The sequence below is a fragment of the Microbacterium testaceum StLB037 genome (assembly GCF_000202635.1).
Taxonomy (GTDB): domain Bacteria; phylum Actinomycetota; class Actinomycetes; order Actinomycetales; family Microbacteriaceae; genus Microbacterium; species Microbacterium testaceum_F.
Genome location: NC_015125.1, coordinates 2,339,882 through 2,362,363, shown reverse-complemented (window position 1 = coordinate 2,362,363; position 22,482 = coordinate 2,339,882). Strand labels below are relative to the sequence as shown.

Genomic DNA, 22,482 nt, shown 5'->3' with positions numbered 1-22,482 from the left:
CACAGCAAAACCATGAGCGCCAGATGCTCCTTAGAAAGGAGGTGATCCAGCCGCACCTTCCGGTACGGCTACCTTGTTACGACTTAGTCCTAATTACCGATCCCACCTTCGACGGCTCCCTCCACAAGGGTTGGGCCACCGGCTTCAGGTGTTACCGACTTTCATGACTTGACGGGCGGTGTGTACAAGACCCGGGAACGTATTCACCGCAGCGTTGCTGATCTGCGATTACTAGCGACTCCGACTTCATGAGGTCGAGTTGCAGACCTCAATCCGAACTGGGACCGGCTTTTTGGGATTCGCTCCACCTTACGGTATTGCAGCCCTTTGTACCGGCCATTGTAGCATGCGTGAAGCCCAAGACATAAGGGGCATGATGATTTGACGTCATCCCCACCTTCCTCCGAGTTGACCCCGGCAGTATCCCATGAGTTCCCACCATTACGTGCTGGCAACATAGAACGAGGGTTGCGCTCGTTGCGGGACTTAACCCAACATCTCACGACACGAGCTGACGACAACCATGCACCACCTGTTTACGAGTGTCCAAAGAGTTGACCATTTCTGGCCCGTTCTCGTATATGTCAAGCCTTGGTAAGGTTCTTCGCGTTGCATCGAATTAATCCGCATGCTCCGCCGCTTGTGCGGGTCCCCGTCAATTCCTTTGAGTTTTAGCCTTGCGGCCGTACTCCCCAGGCGGGGAACTTAATGCGTTAGCTGCGTCACGGAAACCGTGGAATGGTCCCCACAACTAGTTCCCAACGTTTACGGGGTGGACTACCAGGGTATCTAAGCCTGTTTGCTCCCCACCCTTTCGCTCCTCAGCGTCAGTTACGGCCCAGAGATCTGCCTTCGCCATCGGTGTTCCTCCTGATATCTGCGCATTCCACCGCTACACCAGGAATTCCAATCTCCCCTACCGCACTCTAGTCTGCCCGTACCCACTGCAGGCCCGAGGTTGAGCCTCGGGATTTCACAGCAGACGCGACAAACCGCCTACGAGCTCTTTACGCCCAATAATTCCGGATAACGCTTGCGCCCTACGTATTACCGCGGCTGCTGGCACGTAGTTAGCCGGCGCTTTTTCTGCAGGTACCGTCACTTTCGCTTCTTCCCTGCTAAAAGAGGTTTACAACCCGAAGGCCGTCATCCCTCACGCGGCGTTGCTGCATCAGGCTTCCGCCCATTGTGCAATATTCCCCACTGCTGCCTCCCGTAGGAGTCTGGGCCGTGTCTCAGTCCCAGTGTGGCCGGTCACCCTCTCAGGCCGGCTACCCGTCGACGCCTTGGTGAGCCATTACCTCACCAACAAGCTGATAGGCCGCGAGCCCATCCCAGACCGAAAAATCTTTCCAAACACGACCATGCGATCACGTCTCATATCCAGTATTAGACGCCGTTTCCAGCGCTTATCCCAGAGTCCAGGGCAGGTTGCTCACGTGTTACTCACCCGTTCGCCACTGATCCACCAAGCAAGCTTGGCTTCACCGTTCGACTTGCATGTGTTAAGCACGCCGCCAGCGTTCATCCTGAGCCAGGATCAAACTCTCCGTAAAAGAAAAATGCCCACCCAACCGGAATAAGGTCGGGACAAGCGAGTTCAATCTGACCAAACAGGAAGTCAAAACTGACTATCCAGATGCCAACCCCAAAGGGTTGGACTTTGATCCAAAGGAATTTCTCGCAATCCGCAAAACGGACCGACGAGGAATAAATTGGCATTTGACAAGTGCACGCTGTTGAGTTCTCAAGGAACGGACGCACCCACAGAAACGATCTCTCGACCTACCCGTGAGGCAGTTCACTTCTATATGTGCCACATCCGACGGCCAACACGACGAGAAACACTTCCTGAAGAAGAGTTTGTGTCGGTGACAGGTGCCGAGTGGCAGGATCCCAACTGTAGACCAGAGAATCGAAACTCTCAAGTGTGAGTGTTGGGGGTGGTTCACCGCTTGAGAGGACGCGGGGCCTTTCGGCCGCTCCGCTCTCCCCTGTGGGGCGAACAAGTAATAAGTTACGCGGATCCCACCGACTCGTCCAATCCACACCACCGCCCGGGCGTGTCGCACCCCCGAAACCGCGGAAAAACGCGGATCTCAGGTCCAGCGGTCGAGGTGACCCCATCCGCCGACCCAGGACTCGAGATGAGGCTCCTCCGCCAGGACATGGAGTCCGCTCGCGTCGATGGAGCCCGCGGCGAAGCCCACCGGCCGTCCCCATCGCTCTTCCCTGCGGCGCGCGCGGCGCGAAACCGCCTCGCCCACGGGGATTCCATCGGGGCTGCGCACGGTGAGCCGCCCCTCGTCTCCCTGCCCGAGGCCGAGGAGGCGTTCTCGAAGCTCCTCGACTTCCTGTAGGACGACGGGGCGGTCGAGGCGCAGGACGACCCGGGCGTCGGGAACCGCGCCAACCGCGACCCGCGGATCGGAGGTCAGTGCCGGCGTGCTGGGGGTGGCATCCAGGATCACCGTCGCGCGGGGGAACGCGGCGAGAAGCGAGTCGACGCACAGGAAGGTCGCGGCGGGGCTCGCGTCGCCGACGAGGTGCACCGCGAGGTCGGGGGTCGAGGGCAGGAGTCCCCGCCCGGCGGATCCGTTGATCGGGATGAGCGTCGAGAGCGCGAGCGTCTGCGCGTTGCCTTCGCGGACGCGGTCGACACCCGGGCGACCTGCCCACTCGGGACCGTCGTGCCAGGCCACCGCGTCGGGAACGTGCGCGAACACGGCGCCCGCCTGCCAGGCGCGGTGCGCCCACTCCCAGTCTTCGCCGCCATAGGACGTGAAGCTCTCCTCGAAACCTCCGACGTCGTCGAACATCTCCCGCGAGCAGGCCGTGACCGCTCCGATCACGTAGCGGTAGCTGCGGTCGTCCGCGTGCAGCAGGTTCTCGGTGCGCGCGTACGCGTCGAGAAGCCACTGCGGCTCCGGAAGCTCGACGGCCGGAGCGACTGTGGCCACCGGTGCGGTCGGATCCACGTCCGTGAGATCGGCGTGCCGGCGTCGACCGACCGTGACGGCCTCGGGGAGGAGAGCCGGGAGACGGCTCATCGCCCGCAGGTAGCCGGGCTCGGGTGACGTGTCGGCGTCGAGGAAGCACAGGATCTCCCCCGTGCTCGCTTCGACGCCCCGATTCCGTGCGGCCGCCGCGCGAAACCCCAGATCAGGCTGGCTCACGACCCGGACGCCGCGGGGAACGACCGGGGCCGAGGGCGACCCGTCGTCGGCGACGACGATCTCGAGGAGGTCGGCGGGGTAGTCCTGGTTCGCGAGCGCGCGGAGGGTGCGGTCGAGCTCCGCCTGCTGGTCGTAGTGGGTGACGATGACGCTCACCGATGCGAGGCGCGGCGTCGCGCCGGAGAGCTCGTCCCAACGGTTGCCGATCACCCAGCCCGGACCACTCACGAGAACACCTCGGCCCACCACCGGAGGTAGGTGCGGGCGGTGTCGGCGCGGTCGAACGGGACGGGATGGATGCCGTGCCAGGTCAGGGACGGATCGTCGAACGCGTCCCGGATCATCACGGGAAAAGAGTCGGGTTCGGCCACGGAGAGGGTGCCCGGGCGCAGTGCGGACATCTCGTCGACGTAGCGGTTGCGGACCGCGAGGGGGCGGCGCCCCCAGCCGATCCACGAGGCCAACGACCCCGAGGCCGAGACATGCCGATGGGCGATGACCGGCACCGCGACGGCGCGCGCCCGAGCCGCCATCTCCGCATCGTCCAGCCAGCCGGTGACCTCCGCGACGACCTCGAGATCGGCGGCGCGCCGGACGAAGGCATCCAGTTCGGCGGCGTGCCCGTCGGACGCCCGTCCCAGCACGGTGAGACTCGTCAGCCCCGCGGCCACCGTCGCGGCGAGCGCCTCGTCGTGCCCCTTACCCGGGTAGAAGTAGCCGAGCACCCCGACGGCGGCGTCCGGCTCGGGGCGGTGCGATACCGGTTCGGAGGCGACAGGAAGGGGCACCACGGCGACAGGGCCGTCCCACACCCCCTCCTCGGCGAGCAGCGCGCGCTCGTGCGCACTGTTCACCGCGACGGCTGCGGCGGCGTGGGCGACGGCGGAGTAGAACGCGCGGCGGCGAGGTCGGTTGCGCTCCCCGTCGGAGGCTTGAGGGACGTCGTGCAACGTGACCGTCAACGGGTGACGCTCGGCGAGCGCGAGAACGTGATCGGTCGCCTCCTCGGGCGAGGTCCCCCACAGGCGATCGGTGATCTGCGCGTGGACGGGCGTGCCGCACTCGAGCGAGGCGACCTCGGCGAGGGTGACGGACCGTGGGGCCTCCCCGACCTCGGCGACCGCTGCGGCGACTTCCCGCGCGTAGACCGCGACCCCGTGGGGGCCCGAGTGGACGAGAAGCACCGGCGGGGTCGAAGCGCGCGCGGTCGTCATGCCGCCCGCCACCGGTGCAGGAGCGGAGCGACCCGCGTGACCGCCGCGGCGACGAAATCAGGACGCTCGGCGTACCAGGCGCGGTGGGCCTCGGCGACGGTCTCGGCGGCGAGGGGTTCGCCCCCGACGATCCAGTCGGGCTGGGGCTCGGCATCCAGGCTCCAGGCGTCGACGACCCACTCCTCGAGCGGGGCGCGGACGCCGGCGAGGATCGGTCGACCCGGGTCGACCGCACGGCCGGGAGCGCCGAGGGCGGCGACGAGCCGCTCGCCGAGGGGGAGGAACACGGCATTCCCGGGGTGGTTGACGGTGCGGGCGAGGTCGGCGACGACGGGAGAGAACAGGTCGGATGCCACGACGTCGAGCCCGAGCCCCTCCCGGCGGCGCAGCTCGGCGACCGACTCGGCGGCGACCTCCCGTACCGACTCCGGCGGCAGCGTTCGGGCGATCGGGAGTCCCGCCGCCTCGGCCAGGAGCCGCACGTCGTGATAGGCGACGAGAGGCGGGTCGAGCTCGAAGCCGGGGAGGCGCAGGACGACCTGGAAGGGGTGCAGACCGGCGTAGCGGATCGAGGGGACGAGGACGACGCGCGCCTCGGACGGGAGCGATGCGCGCAATTGCGCCGTCCCGAGCGGGAGCCCCCGGTAGTCGTCGCGGACGGGTTGCGCGACGAGGAACGAGGCGCGCGCGAGGACCTCGTGCAGGCGCGTGGTCTCGGTCGCCGTCAGCTCGTGAACGGCCGGGATGCGGATGGCGGGCAGGGCGTCGGAGGCGATGACCAGACGCAGCGACTCGGCCTGGCAATTGCCGACGACCACCCCGAACCGTGCCGGCAGCGGCGCCTCTCCGAAGAACTCGGCGTAGTGGCGTCGGCGCGCTAGCACCGGGTCGTCATGATCCGCAAGGCTCGTTGCCCCGCCCTCGCCGCCGCTCATGATGTGAACGTATCCGTCGGTGCCGTCGTCGTCCCAACCGCCCCGTTGCATTGCGATGTCTCCGTCGATGCGGTACGCGCACCGACGAAGCCCGCTGCACGAGGAGGAGAAAGAATCGACGTCCCCACCATCCCCCCGCTCCGCGTTGCCGCGGTGCCGTCGGCGCATCCGTACGTCGCCGCCGTCGCCGATCCCCGCGCGGTACGCCTGCTCGGCGATCCCCCGGTGCCGGGCGCACCGGAGGGCCAGTGGTGGCCGCCGCAGGCGCTGCTGCCCGCGTGGCTCGACGCCCACGCGGCGGAGTTCGACCTCGTGCACCTGCACTTCGGGATGGAGTCGTACAGCCCCGAGGAGCTGGGGGAGACCGTGGCGACGTTGCGACGGCTGAAGCGTCCGCTCGTCTACACCGTGCACGATCTGGAGAACCCTCAGCTCTCGTCGCAGGAGGAGCACCGTGCCGCGCTGGCCGTGCTGACCGCCGCTGCCGCCGAGCTCATCACCCTCACCGATTCCGCCGACGCCGAGGTGCGGCGGGAGTACGGCCGCTCCACGACCGTCATCCCCCATCCCACGCTCCTCGCGTCCGCGACCTCACCGGTCGGAACCCCGCACGCGACGACGCGGGTGGGCGTGCACCTCCGCGATCTCCGACCCAACATCGACGGGGTCGGCACCGTCGCGACCCTCGTGCGCGCCGTCGCGGACCTCCGTGCCGAGGGTGCGCGGGTCGAGGCCGTCGTGCGGATGAACGAGCGGGTCCGCGACGCGGAGGCGGCGGCATCCATCGGTCTTCTCGCCGCAGACGCGGACGGCGTGACGATCGAACGCGGAAGCCGCATGGACGACGACGAGCTGGAGAGGTGGCTGTCCGACCTCGACGCGTGCCTCCTGCCGTACCGGCATGGCACGCAATCGGGGTGGGCCGAGCTCTGCTTCGACCTCGCCGTGCCCGTGATCGGCACGCGCGTCGGCCACATCGCGGCGCAGCACCCCCGGGATTTCCACGCGTTCGCGGTGGGGGATCCGATCGCACTCGCCCGCGCGATCACGGATGCCACGGCTCCGGCGTGGTCGACACCCGGCTCGCCGCGGCGGGCCGAGGAGGTCGCGCGGCGCCGCGCGGACCGCTCCGCCGAGCGCGACGCCGTGCGCGACGCCCACCTGCGCGTCTATCGTCGGGCCCTGCGGACGGCGGCCGCCGCGTGATGCGGGCGTCGCGACCCCTTCGCGTGCTGGTCGTCGCGCCCTCGCGCTATCCGCTGCGGCAGCCGCACGCGGGCGGGCTCGAGGCCACCGTGTGGGACCGCGTGCGCTGGCTCCGGGCGCGCGGTCACGAGGTCACGCTGTGCGCGGCGGAGGGCTCCGACTTCCTCGGGGAGACCCCCGAATTCCGCCTGCCGACGCCCGAGTGGACGCGGCCGGAGGAGTCGTCCGACACGGACTATCCGCTCGGGTACGCCCGGGCCGTGGACGCCGCCTTCGACGCCGCGCGGCAGCGGCTCATCGCCGACCGGCACCTGTTCGACGTCGTCGACAACCACAGCCTGCATCCGGCCCCCATCCGGTGGAGCGACGAAGCCGACATCCCGGTGATCACAACCCTTCACACCCCGCCGCTCGAGCCCCTGCTCGAGGCCGCCGCGGAGGTCCGCGACAGCCCGCACCGCTTCGTGGCCGTGAGTCAGGCGACCGCCCGCGCCTGGTCGGTCGAGGGGGTCGACGCGTTCGTCTTCCCCAATGGCATAGACACCGACCAGTGGACGCGCGGCGAGGGCGGAACGTCGTGGGTGTGGTCGGGACGGGTTGTGCCGGAAAAGGCCCCTCACCTGGCCATCGAGGCCGCGCGTGCGGTCGGCGCCCACATCGTGCTGGCCGGGCGGATCGGCGACGTCGACTACTTCGAGCAGGAGGTCGTCCCCCGGCTCGGCCCGCACGCGCGGTACGTCGGACCGCTGCGTCAACCCGACCTGTGCCGTCTCGTCGGCTCGTCCGCCGTCGCGCTCGTCACGCCCATGTGGGAGGAGCCGTTCGGGCTGGTGATCGCCGAAGCGCTCGCGACCGGCACGCCCGTGGCCGCCTTCGACATCGGCGGGGTGTCGGAGGTGCTCGCCGGGATGCCGGGATCGGCGACCGTGATGCCGGGCGATGTCGTCGCGCTCGGAAAGGCCGCAGCCGAACTCGCCGCGCAAGGAACCCGCGAACCTTTGACGCGCGTGTGGACGCGACGGGCGGCCGTGCGTCAGCACTCGCTCGCGCAGCGCTACCGCGAGGTCGAACGCGTGCTGTCGCATGTCGCCCAACCGGTCGCCGCGCGGCGCGCGCCGGCGGTGTCGTGGTGATCGGCTGGTACGTCCACCATCACGGTTTCGGCCATGTGGCCCGGTTCCTCGCGGTGCAGCCGCACCTGCGGACGCCGGTCGTGGCGTTCTCGTCAATGGCTCGGCCCGCCGGACTCGACCCCGCGGTCGACTGGGTGGAGCTTGCCCCGGATGCCGACGTCGTCGAGGCGGCGGACGGCACGGTCCTCGATCCGCGCGACGCGGAACCGACGGCGCGGGGCGCGCTCCACTGGGCTCCGCACGACCACCCGGGCCACCGCGCGCGCCTCGCGACGATCGCGCGGGTCGCCTCCGACCGCCGGCTGGGTGCCCTCGTCGTCGATGTCAGCGCCGAGGTGGTCGCGTTCGCGCGGCTGCTCGGACTGCGCACCGTGGCGGTGACCCAGCCCGGAGTCCGCACGGACGCTCCCCATTCGCTCGCCTACGCCCTCGCCGATCGCATCGTCGCGCCGTGGCCGCACGGGGCGGTGCCCACTCCCGGGCTCGACGCGCACGGCGACCGGGTCGTCTGGACCGGCGGGATCTCACGGTTCGACGGACGGATGCCGGTGCCCGAGGACGCGACGCGCTCGGTGCTCCTGCTCGGCCGGGTGCTCGACGCCGAGACGCACGCGTCGGTCACCGCGCTGCTCTCCGACCGCGGCTGGAACGTCACCGCCGTCGGGCACGACGCCGCTTCCCGGGTCGCCGATCCCTGGCCGTTGATCGCGCGGAGCACCGTGGTGGTCAGCGCGGCCGGGCAGAACAGTGTCGCCGACCTCGCGGCATCCGGGGCCCGTGCCGTCGTGATCGCGCAGGACCGGCCCTTCGACGAGCAGCGGGCGACCGCCGACGCGCTTGCGGGCTGGGGGCTCGCGCGACGCGCCGACGACGAGGTCTCTGCCGCCGACCTGGTCGGGATCATCGAGGCAGCCGCGCACGACCATCCCGACTGGGCGCGGTGGCAGGTCGGCGGGGCCGCGGCACGGATGGCCGCGGCCGTCGAGGGGGTCCTGCCGTGAGGACAGCCGTCATCACCGTCGCCTCTTCGGCCCGCCGCGAACACCTCGAGCGGCAGCGCCGGGCGCTCGCCGAGGTGGCCGGCGACATCGTGCGGGTCGAGGCGTGGCTCGATGAGACGCCGCCGGATGGCGTCCGGGATGCCGGGACCCGCACGCTGCACGTGCCGCCGGGGCCGCACGGATTCCGAGTCGGCGAGGGCCGCAATCGGGCCGCGGGAGCGGCGATCGACGCCGGGGCGGACCTGCTCGTCTTCCTCGACGTGGACTGTCTCCCCGGCCCGGAGCTGGTGCCCGCGTATCAGGCGGCGGCGCGCGCCACCCCGGACGCGCTCCTGGCCGGACCGGTGACGTACCTCGCGAGCGTACAGCGGCCCGAATCAGCCACCGACCTGCCATTTCTCCGTCGGCCGCACCGGGCTCGCCCCGCGCTGCCGGTCGGCGAGACGCGTGCCGCGACCGCCGCGGAGTACGACCTGTTCTGGTCGCTGTCCTTCGCCGTGACCCCGGCGACCTGGGGGCGACTCGGGGGATTCCACCCCGGATACGAGGGCTACGGCGCGGAGGACACCGACCTCGCGTGGACGGCGCGGGAGCGGGATGTCGAGCTGCGTTGGATCGGCGGGGCGGACGCCTTCCACCAGTGGCATCCGGTGTCGTCTCCGCCGTGGCAGCACCTCGACGACATCCTCCGCAACGGGGCGACGTTCCACGAGCGGTGGGGCGTCTGGCCGATGGGCGGGTGGCTCGACGCCTTCGCCGCGGCGGGGGCGATCGAACGACGCGGCGACGGCTGGGCGCGGGTGCGCTGAGCGGGCGGCTCCGCGCACGGTCGGTCAGCGGCGGGCGGGGCAGCGCACGCGGGTCCGTGCACGCCGGGTCGGTGCACGCCGGGTCAGCTCACGACGGGTCGGTGCACGCCGGGTCGGTGCACGCCGGGTCAGCTCACGACGGGTCAGTGCACGCCGGGTCAGCGCACGACGGTCCGCAGCGCATCGACGATCCGCGTCGCGCGGGGGTCGTCGGCCTCCATCCAGTTCGTGACGAAGGCGAAGCCGACCCGGGACTCGCGGTCGGCGAACGCGACCTGTCCCCCGGCGCCGTCGTGACCGAAGCTCGAATCCCCCAGGAATCGACGTGCCTCCGAGTCGAGCTGGAAGCCCGCGGCCCAGCGTGGCCACGGCGCCGGTGCGGGGAAGACGGGGGCGCCCGCGGTACGTTCGCGGGTCACGATCCGCAGGGTGTCGTCGTCGAGCAGACGCACCCCCTCGGTGTCGGCGACGGTGGCCGACCACATCGCGGCGACCGCGCGCGCCGTCGCGATCGCGCCGGCACCGGGGATGACCGCGGCCCGCACGTCGTCGGCGTTGAAGCCGTCGTCGTCGGTGACGAGGGTCTCGGGCAGAGCCCCGCCGAGCGTCATCGCGCGCTCCTGCCAGTCGACGGCCGAGGGCCCGCGCGCCGCGCGCTGCCGCGCCACATGAGCGGCCAACGTCGGTCCGACGCGGAGGTGCGCGACGGAGGCGGCGACCTCGGGCGGCATCCCGAGCCAGGCTCCCCCGCCCAGGGACTCGGCCATCTCGGCGAAGGCCGCGCCGGGGTCGATTCCGCCGGCCCGGCGCACGATCTCGCCCGACAGCCAGCCGTGCGTGAGAGCGTGGTACGCCCACGCCGTGCCCGGTTCCCACAGCGGTTCCTGCGCGGCGAGCAGCGTCGTCATCGCGTCGAAGTCCCGGAGCTGGGCACGCGAGACGTCCACGCGCAGCGCCGACACCCCCGCGCGGTGGGCGAGGGCATCGCCGACGCTCACGAGGTGCTTGCCGTGCGCACCGAACGCGGGCCACAGCGCGCTCAACGGCTCGTCGAGATCGAGACGACCGGATGCCACGAGCCGGGCCACGAGGATCGACATGAGCCCCTTGGTGCTCGAGAAGACGACCGACGGTGTCTCCCGCTCCCACGGGCGACCGGTGCGGCTGTCGGCGACACCGCCCCACAGGTCGAGGACCGTGCGCCCGTCGAGGCGGACCGCGAGCGCGGCGCCCATCTCGGGCAGGCCGTCGAAGGCGGCGGCGAAGGCCTCACCGACGCGCTCGAACCCCGGCGCGACGGTGCCTTCCACCGCGGTCACCGGTCCTCCCCCGCGGCTTCGAGGCGGTCGCCGTTCCAGCGGAGCGGGAGGGGATCGGAGAGCGTCCCGACGAACGAGCCGACGGAGGAGATGTTCTCGAACGCGAGCATCACCGCCCGACCGTCGGGGTCTTCGGCGATGCGGCCGCTGTAGAGACTCTCGGTCGTGACGAGGGTCGCGTGCTCTACCGGGTAGGGGCCGCGGGGGTCGTCGAGCGCGACGGCCCAGATGCCGCCCGTGTGTCCTTCGCGGGCACCGGCGAGGTGCGCCGAATCGCACGAGAACACCAGGACCCAGCTCCCGTCGACACGGACGACCTGCGGCACCTCGAGGTGCGCGAAGCCCGCGCCCGGGCGGCTGAGCGGCGGTCGCACCTCCCAACGGTGCAGGTCGGCCGACCACGCGTGGCCGATGACCCCGCGGTCGCGGGTCTCGGCATCGCGCGCTCGCGCGGTGACGAGCATGTGCCACCCGTCGCCGTCGGGGTCGGCGAAGACCCAGGGATCGCGCCAGGCCTCCTCATGCCAGGTGCCCGCCTCGAGGGTCTCGTACCAGCGCGGGTCGGCGGACACCACCACGGCCGGGTCCTTGGCCCAGGTGGCGAGGTCGTCCGACGACGCGGCGAGGACCGTCTCGACGTTCGTGATCGCCCCTTCGCGCAGGAATCGCGATCCGGTGTAGAACATGCGCCATTCGGCATCCGTCCGCACGATGCTGCCCGTCCACGTCGCCGTGGCATCCGGTGCGTGCCCTCCGGACGGCTCGAGCACCGTCCCGTGGACCGTCCAGGAGCGGAGGTCGTCGGAGGTGGCGTAGCCGACGCTCGCGTTGCGGTGGCGCAGGTCGGGGTCGCCGAGGCTCATCGGCGCCTGCAGGAACATCATGTGATGGGTGTCGCCGTCGCGGGCGAGCCAGAAGTCCCAGACCCAGTGGTCGGGCAGCGTGAACGTCATGGGAATCCGTTTCGAAGAGAGGAGGGCGATCAGCCCTTGACCGCGCCCTGCACGAGGGCGCGGATGAACTGGCGCTGGAACACGAGGAACAGCAGCACCGCCGGGGTGATGATGATCAGCGCTCCGGCGTTGAGCAGGGGGATGCTGAGCGAGTACTGGCCCTGGAAGAACGTCAGCGCGCCGGCGACCGTGCGCTGCAGCGGGTCGGCGATGAGGACGACCGGGAGCAGGAACTGATTCCACGTCCAGATGAAGAGCAGGATCGCCAGCGCCGAGAGTGCCGGGGCGGCCAGCGGGAGCTGGATGCTGCGGAACTCTCGCCAGATGGAGGCCCCGTCGACGCGGGCGGCCTCGGACAGTTCGCGGGGCACGTTGATGAAGTGCGCGCGCATCCAGAAGACACCGAACGGCATGTAGAGCCCGATCAGGGGGAAGATCACCGCCCACGGGGTGTTCACGGTGCCCATCGACTGCGCCTGGTAGTAGAGCGGGATGATGAGCGCCTCGAAGGGGATCGTCAGACCGAGGACGAAGAACACCAGGATGCCGCGACCGAAGCGCACCTGCAGGGCACCGAGCGCGAAGCCGGCGAGGGTCGCCGCGACGAGACTCACCGGGACGACGCCGAGCACGATGAGCAGGCTCGACCCCATGAGCTGCCACACGTGGCCCGTCTCGAACGCGGTGGCGAAGTTGCCCCACTGCGGGTCGGTCGGCCAGGTCAGGCCGGTCGGATTCTGGTCGGCGGGCTGGAGCGCCGCAGAGAACATGCTGATCAGGGGCAGAAGCGTCACGATGGTCGCGACGCTGAGGAGGACGATCCCGAGGTAGCGCTCGGTGCGGCTGGCGATCACGAGTCACTCGCTCTCGAGAGGCGTTGGATGGGGAGCACGACGATGAGCACCAGCACCATGAGCACGATGCCGAAGGCCGAGGCGAGGCCCACGTCGCTCTGGGTGAAGCCGATGCGGAAGATCGACAGGCCCGGCACGAGGGTCGCGCGGCCGGGGCCGCCCTGGGTCGAGGTGTAGATGATGTCGAAGCTCGACAGGGCCGCGATGACGGTCACGGTGACGAGCACCGCGATCTCCTGACGCAGGCCCGGAAGGGTGATGGTGAAGAACTCCCGCCACCACCCGGCGCCGTCGAGGCGGATCGCCTCGTACAGCGAGACGTCGATCTTGCCGAGGCCCGTGAGCAGCAGCACCGTGCACAGGCCCGTGAGCACCCACGAGCCGATGAGGCCGACCGCGGGCAGGGCCGTGCCGTAATCGGCGAGCCACGGGCGGGTGATCCACCCGAGTCCGAGCCAGCCGAGGATCTGGTTCACCGCGCCGGTCTGGGCGTACATCCACGACCAGGCGATGCCGGCGGCCGCCAGCGGGATGATCTGCGGGAGGAACAGCACCGTCTGTGCGGTCGCGGCGAAGGCCTTGTACCGGATGCCGCGGATCAGCGTCGCCAGGACCAGGCCGAGGCCGACGGGGATGAACGTGAAGAACGCGATGAGGATGAAGGCGTTGCGGATGGCCCCGAGCAGATCGGGGTCGGTGAACACCGTGAGGTAGTTGCCGACGCCCACCCACCGGGCCACGCCGATGCCGTTCCAGTCGTAGAACGAGTACTGGACGCCCTGGATGAGCGGCCAGACGACGAAGCCGATGTAGAAGCCGAGGGCGGGGACGAGGAGCAGCCACCCGGCGAGGGTCGCCCGTCGGGCCGCCGCGCGCGCGGCAGCCCGACGAGGCGGTGCGGTCGTCGTCGCCGGAGCGGCGTCGCTCTGTCGAGGGGCCGCCGCGACGGCGACCGCACGGTCGGTCATTTGGTGCCGACCTCGCTCTCGTAGAACTTCTGCACGCGGTCGACGAAGTCCTGGCCGGTGATCTGGCTCGTCACGAGCAGCTGCGACTCGGGGATGATCGAGCCCGCGTAGATGCCTGCCGTGGTGTTGGCCATGAAGTCGACCTGGCCGTCCTCGGCGCCGATCTGCGCCGACATCTTCAGCGCGTTCTCGATGAGCGAGCCGGGCTGCACCGTCGGGAGGGCTTCGGCGGGGTCGCCGCCGGGCGAGGCTCCGGTGACGTCGACGATGATCTGGCGCGCCGTCGGGTCGGTGTGCACCCAGTTGAGGAAGTACACGATCTCGTTGATGTGCGGGGACTTCGCGGCCACCGAGAACGAGTTCGCCGCTCCCATCGCGACGTGGTTCGCCCCGGCCTCGGCCGGCGGGACGAGGAAGAACTCGACGTTGGAGCCGAGCGCCTTCTGGTAGTTCGCGGCCTCCCAGTTGCCGTTGAACGTGAACAGGCCCTCGCCCGCCGAGAAGCGGCTCGTGAAGGTGAAGTAGTCGATCGCGTTGATGTCGGAGGGGAAGTACCCGGCATCCGCCCACTTGCGCACCAGTTCGGCACCCTCGACGTTCCCGGGCTCGTCGTAGCGCGCGCCAGGCTCGTTGAACATCCACGACAGGAACTGGTCCTTGTCGACGTACTGGTTCATCGCTGCCTGCACGACGAAATTGACGACGCCGTCCTTGTCGCCCGCCATGATCGGGAGGATGCCGGCGGCCTTGGCCTTCGCCATGTCGGCCTCGAGCTCGGCCAGCGTCTGCGGCGGGGAGTCGATGCCGAGCCGCGAAGCGAGGGTCGTGTTCATGTAGATGCCCGTGATGCTGTAGCCGAGGCCCAGCTGGTACAGGGACCCCGAGCCGCGCACGCCCTGGTCGTTCATCCGCAGCGGAGCGAGCTGCGAGGCCGGCCAGGCGCTCCAGCCGTAGGCGTCGAAGTAGGGGTCGAGGTTGGCCACGAGGCCGTCGCGGACCGTGTCGCCCAGGGTGGGGAGGCGGATGAGGTCGGGCGGCGTCGAGCTGGCGAGCAGCTTCGGGGCGTTGGCGGTGAGGTTCTGGAACGTGTCGCGGTTGATCGTGAAGGTCACGTTCGGGTGCTGCTTCGTGAACTCCTCGGTCAGCTTGTCGGTGACCGGGAAGCCCGTCTCGTCGGCGATCGTGAGCTGGACGGGGTCGGTGGTGAGCTCGGTGCTCACCTCGACGTCGTTCTGTGCGACGGGCGCGGCGCTGCCGGGTGCGCACCCGGTGAGGGCGGCGCCTGTGAGGCCCGCGATGGCCAGCAGCGCCAGGGATGCCCCTCGGCGGCTGCGCGGGGAACGGGGGTTCATATCGACTCCTTCGTCAGATGCTGTGATGCCGGCGCTCGGGTGATTCCGGCGTCGGGCCTTCTGGTGCGCTACCCTTTGCTGAAAGGATTTAGCAGCATCATTTACGCAGACGTCCGCGACGCTGTCAAGATCGCTGCGAAGATCGTTACCGCGGCACCGGCGCCGCAGAACGGGGAGCACCGATGGGCAAGAGGGTCACGCTGGCCGACGTCGCCCGCCTCGCCGGGCTGTCCCCGGCCGCGGCCTCGATGATCCTGAACGGTCGGCCCGACACCCGGCTCTCGAAGGACGCGCACGAGCGTGTCCACGCCGCCGCGGCCGAGCTGGGCTACCGTCCGAACATGGCCGCTCGGGCCCTGCGTACCGACACGTCGCACACGGTCGGGTTCGTGTCCGACCTCGTCGCGACGACGCGCTTCGCGAGTGGGCTGATCAAGGGCGCGCTCGGCGCGGCCGAGGCGGCGGGCCAGGTCGTGCTCGTCGCCGAGACCGGCGGAGAACCCGCGCGCGAGGCCGAGGCGGTGTCGGCGCTCCTCGACCGTCAGGTCGACGGCATCATCTTCGCGTCGATGCGCGCTCGAGAGACCTTCGTCCCTCCCCTGCCCTCCGGCCTCCGCACCGTCATGCTCAACGCCACGAACGAGGTGCACGGGTGCAGCGTCCTGCCCGATGAGGAGACCGGGGGGCGCCGTGCGATCGAGCTGCTGGTCGAGGCGGGCATCCGCGACGGCATCCTGCTCCTGGGGTACGACGCTCAGGCCGAGCGCGACCTCTTCCGCTCGGACACGGTCGCCGCACGCGTGCGGGGGATCTCGGCGGCGATGGCCGACGCGGGCGCGACATTCCTGCACGAAGAGTCGATCTGGCTGTGGGAGCCCGCTCCCGGTTACGAGTTCACCGCGCGTCTGCTCGCCGACGGGATGCGCCCTCGCGCGATCGTCTGCCTGAACGACCGGCTCGCCTTCGGCGCTCTGCAAGCCCTCGGAGACGCGGGACTCCGCGTGCCGGAGGACGTCTCCTTGGTGTCGTTCGACAACGACGAGCTCGCCGCCTACCTCCGCCCCGGGCTCACGACGATCGGCCTCCCGCACGAGGAGATGGGGCGCCGCGCGGTCGAGCTGCTGCTCACGCCGGACGGTCCGCCCGCGGGGCGTCACCTGGTGGACATGCCCGTGGTGATCCGGGAGTCGATCCGCCGGCCGTGATCGCGGGGGCTCTTCGCGGGCTGAGTGTCCAAAACACCCGGAACGTGTGAAATTTCGTCCGGGTGTTTTGGACACTCAAAGGGGGGTGCGGCCCCGGGGCGGGCGTGGGGCGCGCGACGCGGAGCGGGGGCCCCGGGGCGTGGGGGCGCGGGGCGCGGAGCGGTCAGGCGCGACGGAGCCAGACCGTGGTCTCGCCGGGCAGGGCGTCGCCCTCGAGCGGCGAGCTCGACAGGAGCACCTCGCCCGCGGGGAGGTCGGCCGACTCGGCGCCGAAGTTGGTCACGACCGTCCACCCGTTCGGGCGCTCGAAGGCCACCACGTCGTCTCGACCGGTCTCGACCCAGGCGAGCTGCTCGTCGGCCTGCAGCGCATGCCGCAGGTCGAGGGCGCGGCGGTACAGCGAGAGGGTGGACGCGGGGTCACCGTCCTGCCGGTCGACGGCGTAGGTGCCGAACCACTCCGGCTGCGGCAGGTGCGCACCGGCCGAGCCGAAGCCGAAGGCGGGACCCTCCGCTGTCCACGGCAACGGCACGCGGCATCCATCGCGCCCCTGATCGACACCGGGGCTCCGGAAGAACGTCGGGTCCTGGCGGTCGGCGTCGGGGATCTCGGCGACCTCGTGGAGGCCGAGCTCCTCGCCCTGGTACAGGTACGCCGACCCCGGCAGGCCCAGCACGAAGGTCGCCGCGGCGCGGGCGCGACGCTCTCCGCGCGCGGCGTCGAGGGTGGGCGACTGGCCCCCGGAGAGAAGCCACTCGTTTCCGTGCTTGAGGGTGGGGCGACCGTCGGCGCCGCGCTCGGCATCCGGGAGCCCGTACCGCGTGGCGTGCCGCACGACGTCGTGGTTCGAAAGCACCCACGTCGTCGACGAGCCCGACTCGGCGGCGAGCGCGAGGTTGTCGGCGACGATCCGGCGGAACTGCGCCGGATCGAAGTCGGCCTCGAGCAGGTCGAAGTTGAAGGCCTGGCCCAGGCTCTCGGCGCTCGCGTACAGCGGCACGCGCGAGGGGTGCACCCACGCCTCGGCGACGGCGGTGCGCGGCGGGTCGTACGAGTTGAACACCCCGCGCCACTCGGCGTAGACCTCGTGGACGTCGTCGCGGTCGATCAGCGGGTGGGAGCCGTCCTGCGGGAGGGCGTCGAGTTCGGCGCGGGAGGGCAACGGCTCGCTGAGGTCCTTCGTCAGCATGTGCGCGACGTCGATGCGGAAGCCGTCGACGCCGCGGTCGCTCCAGAAGCGCAGGGTCTTCACGAAGTCCGCGCGCACCTCGGGGTTGGCCCAGTTCAGGTCGGGCTGCGAGACGTCGAAGTTGTGCAGGTACCACTGGCCGTCCTCGACGCGCTCCCAGGCCGACCCGCCGAAGAGCGACTCCCAGTCGGTGGGCGGCTCGGCGCCGTCGGGCCCGGTGCCCTCGCGGAAGATGTACCGCTCGCGCGCGGCCGAGCCACGACCCGCGGCCAGCGCCTCCTGGAACCACACGTGCTTGTCGGAGGTGTGGTTGGGAACGATGTCGACGACGACCCGGATGCCGTGGGCGTGCAGCTGCGCGATGAGCTCGTCCATGTCGGCCAGGGTGCCCAGGCGCGGGTCGACGTCGCGGTAGTCGGCGACGTCGTAGCCCCCGTCGGCGAGGTCGGAGGGGTAGAAGGGGCTGAGCCAGATGGCATCCACCCCCAGTTCGGCGAGGTACGGCACGCGCGAGGTGATGCCGGGGATGTCGCCGAGGCCGTCGCCGTTGCTGTCGGCGAAGCTGCGCGGATACACCTGGTACACGACGGCCTGGCGCCACCAGTCGGGGGCGTCGGAGAGCTCGCGGGTCTGCAGGGAAGGGGCAGGGGTGGTCACGGAGGGGTCCTTTCGGGTCGGGGGTCTGTCAGCCCTTGATGGCGCCCTGCGTGACGCCCGCCATCACCCAGCGCTGGGTGAAGAGGTAGGCGACGATCGCGGGGGCCATGGCCATGAGGTACGAGGCGAAGGCGACGTTGTAGTTGTTGCTGAACTGCGTCTGGAAGAGGTTCTGGCGCACGGGCAGCGTCTGCAGGGCCGGGTCGCTGATGATGAGGGAGGGCATCATGAAGTCGTTCCACGCGTAAAGGAACGCGAAGATGCCGACGGTCGCGCTCATCGGAGCCAGGAGCGGGAAGATCAGCTGCCAGAACGTCTGCCAGGTGGTCGCCCCGTCGATGCGGGCGCTCTCCTCGAGCTCGAGCGGGATCGAGCGCAGGAACGCGGTGAACAGCAGCACGCTGAAGCTCAGCTGGAACATCGTGGCGAGGAGGATCACGCCGACGGGGTTGTCGAGTCCCACGCGTCCGGTGAGCTGGATCTGCGGCAGGGCCACCACCGGGAACGGGATGAACATGGCCGCGAGCAGGTAGAAGAACGAGTAGCGGAAGAGCTTGCGGTCCCAGTTGCGCGCGATGGCGTACGAGGCGAAGGCCGCGAGGATGATCGTCGCCACGACCGTGCCCGCGGTGACCAGGAGCGAGATCGCCAAGCCCACGGGGAACTTCGTGAGCGTCCACGCCTGGACGAACCCGTCGAAGCTGATCGGCGAGGGGAACGAGAACGCGTTCCCGTCGACGACCTGGGTGCCGCTCTTCAGCGCCATCGAGATCGTCACGTACAGCGGCAGCAGCACGGTCAGCGAGCAGAGCACGAGGATGGTCGTCGTCGACCAGTTCACCCGTTCCATGCCGACGCGGCGGAAGCGGGGCCGCGAGCGGTCTGCCGCGGGGAGGGACAGTTCGGCCTGCTCGACGGCGAGCGCGGGCTGGTTGAGAGCGGTCATGACAGGGTGTTCCTTCCCCGGGTGAGGGAGAGCTGGAGGAGCGAGATGACGATGGCGACGATGAAGAACAGCGCCGCGTTCGCCATCTGGTAGGCGTAGTCGCCGCCGTTGAAGCCGAGGATGATCGACATCGCGACGCTGCGGGTCGCGGTGCCGGGGCCACCGCCGGTGAGGCCCACGATGATGTCGTAGGCGTTGAGGAAGCCCTTGAAGCCGAGGATGACGTTGATCACGACGTATCCGGCCACGAGCGGCAGCGTGATGCGCAGCAGCTGCTGCGTCTTGCTGGCGCCGTCGAGGCCGGCGGCCTCGTAGACGTCGCCGGGCACCGACAGCAGCCCCGCGATGTAGATGAGCAGCGTGCCGGGGATCGCCTGCCACGCGGTGACGATGACGATCGCCACCCACGCGAGGTCGGGGTTGGCCAGCAGGCTCGTCTCGAGCCACGGGATGCCGAGGGCGGCCCCCGCCTCGGGCACGGAGTTGCTGAAGAGGAAGTTGAAGACGTAGGCGATGATGATGCCCGAGATCACCATCGGGATGACGAAGACCGTCCGCAGCGCCTTCTTGAAGCGGATCTGCGCGGTCAGCCCCACCGCGAGCAGGAACGCGGCGACGTTGACCACGATCACGGTGGCCACCGAGAAGCCGAAGGTGAACAGGTAGCTCTGCAGGATCGCGGGGTCGCTGAAGATGGCGATGTAGTTGGTCAGCCCGGTGAAGTTCCACTCGCCGAGACCGATCGAGTCGGTGAAGCTGAAGAAGATGCCGATGATCCCCGGCACCGTGATCGCGAGCGTGAACAGCACGAGCGTCGGCAGCAGGAAGAAGTAGTAGATCGGCTCGACGCGACGGGTGCTGCGACGCGCGGTCGCCTTCCCACCCGTGACGATCGTGGTCGTGGTGCTCATCGCGCGGCCTCCTCGCCGGATGCGTCGTTCGTCGAGGCGGGCGGCTGCCGGAAGGCGAGTCGCGACCAGTCCTCGTCCATGGTGCGCAGCGTGGTCTCGGGCGAGGCGCCGAAGATCATCGCCTGGGCGTAGTTGAAGGTCGGGATGGTCTTGGGCACGAGGACCGAGGCACCCTGATAGATGCGCCCCTCCTCGTAGTACGGGACCATCCCGGCCACGCGGGGATCGCTCGGCGCGGGAGCGTCCTTGGTGGGAGCGAAGCCGAGCTGCGACTCGTTGTAGGCCTCGATCACCTGCGGCTGGTACAGGTACTCGAGGAAGTCGCGGGCGGCATCCTGATGACGGGATGCCTCGGGGATCATCGCCGCGAGGTCCATGTTCACGCGCACGGCCAGGTCGCCGGGATCGTCGGTCATCGGCAGCGGGAACGTGCCGACGGCCAGGTCGGGCGCGGTCTTCGCGATCTCCCCCAGCGCCCACGGGCCCTGCAGGTACATCGCCGCCTCACCCTGGGCGAAGGCGAGGTTGCCGTCTCCGTAGGCCCTGCTCTCGGCATCCGGATTCGTGTAGTTCTGCGCGAGCTGCATCATCCGGTCCATCGGCTCGGTGAAGTCCTTCGCGAACGACACCGACGACGAGGGTCCGACCTCGTCCCCCTCGGCCGCGAGACCGTCGAAGAAGTCGATGACGTTCAGCGACCCGCCGACGGAGTAGTCGTACCAGCCCTGGGCCACGGTCCAGTCGTCTTTGAAGGTGCCGTAGAACGGCGTGACGCCGTTCTCCTTCAGCGTGTCCGACACCTGGAGGAGCTCGTCCCACGTGGTGGGGACTTGAAGGCCCAACTGCTCGAAGATCTGCTTGTTGTAGATGACCGACGCGGCCATCACCGAGTAGGGCAACGCGCTGGTGCGTCCCTCGCACGAGCCGTACTGGTCCATGAGCGGTTGGAGGTCGTCACGGACGGTTCCGGCAGCCTCGGTGCCGCCGAGATCGGTGAGGGCGCACCGCTGGACGAATCTCGCGACCTCGTAGTTGTAGTTCGCGAGCATGATGTCGGGCGGGTTGCCTCGGACGAAGCTCGCCGACACCACGTCGACGCCCGAGCTGTCCATCTCGACGTGGACCTTGTCCTGCGAGGCGTTGTACTCGGCGACGACGTCGTTCATGAACGCCAGCGCCTCGCGCTTGCTGAAGGTGAAGCGGATCGTCTCGCGACCGTCGCTGGAGCAGCCGGCCAGCATCGCCGCCCCGAGCACCCCCACCGCGGTCGCCGCGAGCCATCGTCGGCTCGCCCTGCTCTTCGTCGACACCTGGTTCCTCCTCCGCCGCACTGCGAATATGTTGTGCCGAGCAGTAAATCTACTCGCCAAATCAATATCGTGCAGGCAGTATTGCAGGAGAACTCAGGGGGGTCAAGAGAGCCGATGGATGCCATGACGACGACGCCGTCGCTGCGTCGCCACAACCTCGACGCGGTGCTGACCCGCGTCTGGGACGAGGACGCGTTCACCGCGAGCGACGTGATCGCGGCGGTCGGCCTGACCCGCTCGACCGCGATCGACGTCCTCGACGAACTCACCGCCCGCGGGCTGCTGGCGGAGATGCCCAACGCCCGCGCCGTCGGCGAGTACTCGAAGGGTCGCCCCGCGCGGCGCTTCGCCTTCCAGCCCGGCGCGGGCACCGTCGTGGGCGTCGACGCCGGGCGCGGACACCTGACCGCCACGGTCGCCGACCTCCGGGGAACGACCCTTGCGACCTCGCGGCTCACCGTCGATCCCGAGCTCGACTCCCCCGAGCGCCGGCGCCGCGCCGCCGAGGCGACGGTCGACGCGGCCCTCAAGCGCGCGCGGCGCGCGCGGACCGACATCGTCGCGCTCTGCGTCGGCGTCCCGGCGCCCGTGGATCGCGCCGGGCGCTCCCCCATCCACCACGACGGCTTCTGGGCGCGGATGAACCCGGGCTTCGTCGACACCTTCGCCGCCTGGGCGCCCGTCGTCCGCGTCGAGAACGACGCGACGCTGGCCGCCGTCGCCGAGCGGACGCACGGGGCCGCGGTGGGCTGCGCCGACTTCGTCGCCCTTCTCGCCGGGGAACGCTTCGGCGCCGGGATCAGCGTCGACGGGCATCTCCTCCGCGGAGCGCACGGCGGCGCCGGAGAGACGGTGGCCTTCGACCGCGTCGAGGGCGTCGGCAGCGCGTGGGGCCTCGCCCCGCGGTGCGTCGACGCGGCGCGGGAGGCTCTGGCATCCGGGACCCTCCCCGATGACAGCGCGCTGCGCGGTCTCGACCCCGCCACCCTGGATGCCAAGACCGTGCTGGATCTCGCGGCCGGGGGCGACGCCGGCGCCCTGGCCGTGGCGCGCGAGGTGGGGCCGGCGCTCGCCGGGGTGGCGGCGATGTTCGGCAGCCTCTTCGACATCGAGCGCGTGGTGGTGTCGGGTGCCATCGCCGCGGGTGCGGGACCGATCATCACCGCGGCGATCGAGGCGTTCCCCGACTCCCTGCACCTCCCCGCCCCGCGGATCGTGGCCTCGACGCTCGGCGCCGACATCGTCTCGATCGGGGCCGTCGCGGCGGCGGTGGAGACGGCACGCGCTCGCGCGCTCGATCTCGAGGCGTTCGCGCTTCCCGAGGATCGGGCGCGGGCGTGAGCG

The 22,482-nt window shown here is 70.1% G+C and carries 18 protein-coding genes and 1 rRNA gene; 6 read left to right on the top strand and 13 right to left on the bottom strand.

What is annotated here, in order from left to right; genetic code table 11:
• Positions 1-34: 34 nt before the first annotated feature.
• The 4 genes from MTES_RS10650 to MTES_RS10635 all read right to left on the bottom strand — a co-directional run bounded on the left by MTES_RS10650 (position 35) and on the right by MTES_RS10635 (position 5,376).
• Positions 35-1,556: ribosomal RNA gene (locus MTES_RS10650) — 16S ribosomal RNA — on the bottom strand.
• Positions 1,557-2,099: 543 nt separating this feature from the next.
• Positions 2,100-3,404, bottom strand: coding sequence for a glycosyltransferase family 2 protein (locus MTES_RS10645; protein ID WP_013585260.1), 1,305 nt, complete (start codon positions 3,402-3,404; stop codon positions 2,100-2,102).
• Entirely contained in the window at positions 3,401-4,390 is a 990-nt protein-coding gene (locus MTES_RS10640; protein WP_013585259.1) for a hypothetical protein, read from the bottom strand. The genes MTES_RS10645 and MTES_RS10640 overlap by 4 nt, the downstream gene beginning before the upstream one ends.
• On the bottom strand, positions 4,387-5,376 hold the full coding sequence (locus MTES_RS10635) for a WcbI family polysaccharide biosynthesis putative acetyltransferase (protein WP_013585258.1): 990 nt from the start codon (positions 5,374-5,376) through the stop codon (positions 4,387-4,389). The genes MTES_RS10640 and MTES_RS10635 overlap by 4 nt, the downstream gene beginning before the upstream one ends.
• A gap of 102 nt (positions 5,377-5,478) precedes the next feature.
• On the opposite strand from MTES_RS10635, the gene MTES_RS10630 reads away from it, so the two are divergent.
• From MTES_RS10630 to MTES_RS10615, 4 genes are read left to right on the top strand one after another with little or no spacing between them, the layout of a single operon-like run.
• Entirely contained in the window at positions 5,479-6,531 is a 1,053-nt protein-coding gene (locus tag MTES_RS10630; RefSeq protein WP_013585257.1) for a glycosyltransferase, read from the top strand.
• A 23-nt stretch (positions 6,532-6,554) separates the two neighbouring features.
• Complete coding sequence (locus MTES_RS10625; protein WP_158309751.1) at positions 6,555-7,664, top strand: glycosyltransferase; 1,110 nt, start codon at positions 6,555-6,557, stop codon at positions 7,662-7,664.
• The gene (locus MTES_RS10620) at positions 7,661-8,665 is read left to right on the top strand and encodes a hypothetical protein (RefSeq protein WP_043362691.1); all 1,005 of its coding nucleotides are present in this window, start codon (positions 7,661-7,663) and stop codon (positions 8,663-8,665) included. Before MTES_RS10625 ends, MTES_RS10620 begins: the two co-directional genes overlap by 4 nt.
• Complete coding sequence (locus MTES_RS10615; RefSeq protein ID WP_013585254.1) at positions 8,662-9,474, top strand: glycosyl transferase; 813 nt, start codon at positions 8,662-8,664, stop codon at positions 9,472-9,474. The genes MTES_RS10620 and MTES_RS10615 overlap by 4 nt, the downstream gene beginning before the upstream one ends.
• A gap of 158 nt (positions 9,475-9,632) precedes the next feature.
• Here MTES_RS10615 and MTES_RS10610 read toward each other — a convergent pair whose 3' ends face one another.
• The 5 genes from MTES_RS10610 to MTES_RS10590 are packed head-to-tail and all read right to left on the bottom strand — an operon-like array spanning position 9,633 to position 14,920.
• Complete coding sequence (locus MTES_RS10610; protein WP_013585253.1) at positions 9,633-10,793, bottom strand: serine hydrolase domain-containing protein; 1,161 nt, start codon at positions 10,791-10,793, stop codon at positions 9,633-9,635.
• A complete protein-coding gene (locus MTES_RS10605) occupies positions 10,790-11,746 on the bottom strand; it encodes a glycoside hydrolase family 68 protein (RefSeq protein WP_013585252.1) in 957 nt (318 codons plus the stop codon). Before MTES_RS10605 ends, MTES_RS10610 begins: the two co-directional genes overlap by 4 nt.
• A 29-nt stretch (positions 11,747-11,775) precedes the next feature.
• Positions 11,776-12,600: a carbohydrate ABC transporter permease gene (locus tag MTES_RS10600; RefSeq protein WP_013585251.1), complete on the bottom strand. Its 825-nt coding sequence runs from the start codon at positions 12,598-12,600 to the stop codon at positions 11,776-11,778.
• Positions 12,597-13,568 (bottom strand): carbohydrate ABC transporter permease, encoded by a 972-nt coding sequence (locus MTES_RS10595; RefSeq protein WP_013585250.1) that lies wholly within the window; start codon positions 13,566-13,568, stop codon positions 12,597-12,599. Before MTES_RS10595 ends, MTES_RS10600 begins: the two co-directional genes overlap by 4 nt.
• Positions 13,565-14,920 (bottom strand): ABC transporter substrate-binding protein, encoded by a 1,356-nt coding sequence (locus tag MTES_RS10590; RefSeq protein ID WP_013585249.1) that lies wholly within the window; start codon positions 14,918-14,920, stop codon positions 13,565-13,567. Before MTES_RS10590 ends, MTES_RS10595 begins: the two co-directional genes overlap by 4 nt.
• Before the next feature lie 182 nt (positions 14,921-15,102).
• Here MTES_RS10590 and MTES_RS10585 point away from each other — a divergent pair, with 182 nt between their 5' ends.
• Positions 15,103-16,125 (top strand): LacI family DNA-binding transcriptional regulator, encoded by a 1,023-nt coding sequence (locus MTES_RS10585; protein ID WP_013585248.1) that lies wholly within the window; start codon positions 15,103-15,105, stop codon positions 16,123-16,125.
• Between the two features lie 163 nt (positions 16,126-16,288).
• Here the strand turns inward: MTES_RS10585 and MTES_RS10580 are convergent, their stop codons facing one another.
• The 4 genes from MTES_RS10580 to MTES_RS10565 are packed head-to-tail and all read right to left on the bottom strand — an operon-like array spanning position 16,289 to position 21,138.
• The gene (locus MTES_RS10580; protein ID WP_013585247.1) at positions 16,289-17,971 is read right to left on the bottom strand and encodes an alpha-amylase family glycosyl hydrolase; all 1,683 of its coding nucleotides are present in this window, start codon (positions 17,969-17,971) and stop codon (positions 16,289-16,291) included.
• Positions 17,972-17,999: 28 nt separating this feature from the next.
• Positions 18,000-18,917, bottom strand: coding sequence for a carbohydrate ABC transporter permease (locus MTES_RS10575; RefSeq protein ID WP_013585246.1), 918 nt, complete (start codon positions 18,915-18,917; stop codon positions 18,000-18,002).
• Positions 18,914-19,828 (bottom strand): carbohydrate ABC transporter permease, encoded by a 915-nt coding sequence (locus tag MTES_RS10570; protein WP_013585245.1) that lies wholly within the window; start codon positions 19,826-19,828, stop codon positions 18,914-18,916. The genes MTES_RS10575 and MTES_RS10570 overlap by 4 nt, the downstream gene beginning before the upstream one ends.
• A complete protein-coding gene (locus MTES_RS10565) occupies positions 19,825-21,138 on the bottom strand; it encodes an ABC transporter substrate-binding protein (protein ID WP_013585244.1) in 1,314 nt (437 codons plus the stop codon). Before MTES_RS10565 ends, MTES_RS10570 begins: the two co-directional genes overlap by 4 nt.
• A 114-nt stretch (positions 21,139-21,252) precedes the next feature.
• Here MTES_RS10565 and MTES_RS10560 point away from each other — a divergent pair, with 114 nt between their 5' ends.
• Complete coding sequence (locus MTES_RS10560) at positions 21,253-22,479, top strand: ROK family protein (RefSeq protein ID WP_013585243.1); 1,227 nt, start codon at positions 21,253-21,255, stop codon at positions 22,477-22,479.
• The last annotated feature ends 3 nt before the right edge of the window (positions 22,480-22,482 follow it).

Coding starts and splice junctions, on each gene's coding strand:
- MTES_RS10640 (WP_013585259.1), bottom strand. CDS start 4,390: ATGACGACCGCGCGCGCTTCGACCCCGCCGGTGCTTCTCGTCCACTCG.
- MTES_RS10635 (WP_013585258.1), bottom strand. CDS start 5,376: ATGCAACGGGGCGGTTGGGACGACGACGGCACCGACGGATACGTTCAC.
- MTES_RS10605 (WP_013585252.1), bottom strand. CDS start 11,746: ATGACGTTCACGCTGCCCGACCACTGGGTCTGGGACTTCTGGCTCGCC.
- MTES_RS10595 (WP_013585250.1), bottom strand. CDS start 13,568: ATGACCGACCGTGCGGTCGCCGTCGCGGCGGCCCCTCGACAGAGCGAC.
- MTES_RS10590 (WP_013585249.1), bottom strand. CDS start 14,920: ATGAACCCCCGTTCCCCGCGCAGCCGCCGAGGGGCATCCCTGGCGCTG.
- MTES_RS10585 (WP_013585248.1), top strand. CDS start 15,103: ATGGGCAAGAGGGTCACGCTGGCCGACGTCGCCCGCCTCGCCGGGCTG.
- MTES_RS10575 (WP_013585246.1), bottom strand. CDS start 18,917: ATGACCGCTCTCAACCAGCCCGCGCTCGCCGTCGAGCAGGCCGAACTG.
- MTES_RS10570 (WP_013585245.1), bottom strand. CDS start 19,828: ATGAGCACCACGACCACGATCGTCACGGGTGGGAAGGCGACCGCGCGT.
- MTES_RS10560 (WP_013585243.1), top strand. CDS start 21,253: ATGGATGCCATGACGACGACGCCGTCGCTGCGTCGCCACAACCTCGAC.